This is a genomic window from Phyllobacterium sp. (assembly GCF_037994425.1).
In the GTDB taxonomy this organism is placed as follows: domain Bacteria; phylum Pseudomonadota; class Alphaproteobacteria; order Rhizobiales; family Rhizobiaceae; genus Phyllobacterium.
In genome coordinates this window covers 1-3,138 of the sequence record NZ_JBBNAM010000229.1, presented here as the reverse complement: position 1 = coordinate 3,138, position 3,138 = coordinate 1, and the positions used below count along the sequence as shown (strand labels likewise).

The 3,138-nt window shown below is 58.8% G+C and carries 4 protein-coding genes and 1 other RNA gene; 1 reads left to right on the top strand and 4 read right to left on the bottom strand.

Going from position 1 to position 3,138, the window contains the following annotated elements:
• The coding region (locus tag AAAB35_RS16065) for a multidrug effflux MFS transporter (RefSeq protein WP_340669297.1) at positions 1–1,184 on the top strand (1,184 nt) is incomplete at its 5' end.
• Positions 1,185–1,243: 59 nt separating this feature from the next.
• Here the strand turns inward: AAAB35_RS16065 and AAAB35_RS16060 are convergent.
• From AAAB35_RS16060 to ssrA, 4 genes are all read right to left on the bottom strand, one after another.
• Positions 1,244–2,041, bottom strand: coding sequence for an AAA family ATPase (locus AAAB35_RS16060; RefSeq protein ID WP_340669296.1), 798 nt, complete (start codon positions 2,039–2,041; stop codon positions 1,244–1,246).
• A 9-nt stretch (positions 2,042–2,050) separates the two neighbouring features.
• Positions 2,051–2,530 (bottom strand): SRPBCC domain-containing protein, encoded by a 480-nt coding sequence (locus tag AAAB35_RS16055; RefSeq protein WP_340669295.1) that lies wholly within the window; start codon positions 2,528–2,530, stop codon positions 2,051–2,053.
• On the bottom strand, positions 2,523–2,864 hold the full coding sequence (locus AAAB35_RS16050; RefSeq protein WP_340669294.1) for a metalloregulator ArsR/SmtB family transcription factor: 342 nt from the start codon (positions 2,862–2,864) through the stop codon (positions 2,523–2,525). Before AAAB35_RS16050 ends, AAAB35_RS16055 begins: the two co-directional genes overlap by 8 nt.
• Before the next feature lie 149 nt (positions 2,865–3,013).
• Positions 3,014–3,138, bottom strand: a transfer-messenger RNA (tmRNA) gene (gene ssrA / locus AAAB35_RS16045); the annotation flags it as partial.

The following is a 3,138-nucleotide window of genomic DNA, read 5'->3' as shown; positions in this document are numbered from 1 at the left end:
CCCTCATCCTCGGTCTCCTTACTGCAATCGGTCCATTTGCCATCGACATGTATCTGCCGGCGATGCCTTCGATCGGCAAGGAACTCGGCGCAGAGAACAGCGCCGTGCAACTGAGCCTTTTGGCTTTCTTCATTTCCTTCGCCATCTTCCAGCTATTTTACGGACCCTTGTCGGATATGTGGGGACGCAAGGCACCGCTCTACATCGGCATTGGTCTTTTTGCGGTCGCCAGTATCGGCTGCGCCCTCGCGAATGATATCGAAACGCTCGTGGCCTTCCGCTTCCTGCAGGGTATTGGCGGCGCGGCCGGCATGGTCATCCCGCGTGCAATCGTTCGCGACATGCACACAGGCGTGCAGGCGGCACGGCTCATGTCGCTGCTGATGCTGGTTTTCAGCATTTCGCCGATCCTCGCGCCGTTGACAGGCAGTGCGGTGATCGAATTCTACGGATGGCGCGGCGTGTTCTGGGCGGTGATGATAGCGGCTTTCATTGGCCTGATCCTGCTTTCGACGCAGTTGAAGGAGACGCGCCCGTCCGCAGCACGCGCCGAAAGCAGCCTTGGCAGCGCCATGTCGGCCTACCGCCTGCTTCTCGGTGATCGGAACTTCCTGACGCTCACCTTCATTGGCGGTCTCGGCATTTCCAGTTTCCTTGTCTATCTGGCTAATTCGCCGTTCGTGTTGATCGATCACTATGGACTGACGCCAACCCAGTACAGCATGGCCTTCTCGGTCAATGCGGTCTCGTTCTTCACCGTATCGCAATTGACCGGCTGGCTTGGCGACCGCTTCGGCCTGGTCCGCGTCATGCGAATGGCGGTCACCGCATTCGCGCTGACGATGGCGGCGATGGTCGTGGTCAGGGGTTTGGGCTTCAACCAGTTACCGGTCATGGCGGCGTTCCTTTTCGTCGGCTACGGGTTCCTGGGTCTCGTCATTCCAACGGCTTCGGTGCTCGCGCTTGAGGATCACGGCCAGATCGCCGGCACAGCCTCCGCGTTGATGGGGACTTTGCATTTCGTCACTTCCGCGGTTGCAATGGTGATTGCAGGTGTGTTTTTCGACGGAACGGCCCTGCCAATGGCCGCCGGCATCGCACTCTGCGCAGTCGGCACTTTCGTCCTCACACAGGCGACGATCGCCCGGCGCAGCGTCGTAGAAGCTGAGGCTGCGGCTGAATAGTTCTGATCCTCCATCAGAAGTTGGCGAAGGCCCCGGGACGCTGTTCCAGGGCCTTCGTTTCAAATGACGGCTGCAACATGCTTCCTAACGAAACCAACACGTTCTGAGACAGGCAAACGCGGAACCTCGATCAGCGCGTAGCCGAATCTGCCATACGCCGATATCATTGAATGAAACGTTTGTTCGGCTTCTTCGAGCGTCTGTTTGCGCTGGGCATCCTGGGCGAATATCTCGGGCCAGGGCGGCAGGATCAGAACAGAGCGATTATAGCGATAGCGCTCCGCTGCCTTAAGCATATGCGGTGGTACGGCCATTCCGCTTAGTTCCAGATAGCCGATAATGTCGGGCACGCCGCGATCAAAGAACGTAATGTTGGGATTTGCGGTGGCCATATCGAAGGACCGCAGCTCCCATGACAGCATCGATTCCGCGAAGAGGGCCGGGTCCTCCCAGGGCAGGGCTGGGCCGTCGATTGCTTGCTGATGCTGAATGATCGCACGCCCGGCCTCCGGCGAGGCTGCATATCCGTCCTGCTCAAGAGCCGTGATCAGGCTGGTCTTGCCGGCGCCCGGGCCGCCGGTGACAATGATGAAGTTATTCTGGATCAATTGCGGCATTGATGGCTCCCGCTTGACGATTGCTGCGATACCGCAGTGCGTCATGAGTTGACGATTGTCCTCGGCCCGCTGGGCTGTGACGTTGAGAAATCGGAGGAGGGTGGGGTTGAGTTGGAAAGCTGGGGCGAGCGCCGTCATGAAAGGTTGGCCCGCAATGGCGACGAACTGGCGCCATTCTCTTTTGTTATCGATCAAGCGGCGTGGGGCGATGACCAGCGATCTGGCTATCGTCTGACCCATATATGCGGCCTATTCCTGCGCGAGAAGCTCCTCCAGGCGGTCGAAAGCACTGTTCCAGCCCTCTTCGTGGCCTTCACAACTCTCAGGCGTTTCGAAGATGCTCTGGCGAAAGATCATGAGCGTCTTGCTTGCCTGATCCTCGAACGTGATATGGACGAGCGTTTCGTTGCCAGGACGGCCATCCTCCTGATCCCAGGCGAAGGTGAAAGCCAGCGTCCGATCGGGAACGATCTCCTGGTAGACACCGCCATGCCATAGTTTTTCGCCAGTCGCGGCCGAATCGAGGCATGCGCGCCACTTGCCGCCGACGCGCAGGTCAGCTTCCACGCAGGTCGCAGGGTAATCGCGCGGCCCCAACCACTGCAGCATTCGGCGGGGATCGGCGAACGCGTCGAATACGAGGGCAGGCGGCGCATTGAACAGGCGCCTGATCGTAAGGACGCGTCCTGCTGTGTCGTTCGCAACGTGGGCCGTGTTGGTCTCAGCCATCTTGCTCTCCGTTCGTTTGTACTTCCTTCAAATATTCTGCCAGGCGGTCGAAACTTCCTTCCCAGAATTGACGGTAGCGTTCGAGCCAGTCTGTCGCTTCCTTCAGTGGCCCCGCGTTGAGACTGCATGGGCGCCATTGGGCTTCGCGTCCGCGGATGACGAGTCCGGCGCGTTCGAGCACCTTCAGATGCTTGGTTATCGCCGGCCCCGAAATGTCGAAGGGCTGCGCGAGCTCGGTGACCGAGGTGGTGCCGAGCGCAAGGCGCGCCAGAATTGCCCTGCGCGTGGGGTCGGCAAGCGCCGAGAAAATATGGTCTAGTCGATCAGGTGTCATTATAATTGAACCGAGTGGTTATTTAACTATTAGGTTTTATACAACCCTGAAGCGCGACTGTCAAGCGCGGATCGGACAGTATCCAGCGGCGACGACCCATCGTTCAGGAGCGTGAGGCTATATCTTTCGGAATGTATTGAATGAGGGGAAGTGGAGGCTTCTGTTGCCAGGTGCCTCCGAACCCCGCCTAGAAGTGCGAACCCCTAGGACTTGATTTGAAGCTATCGCACCGCATTAAGCGGCGAGACGTGCTTCCGCATAGTTGTCGTTTGCA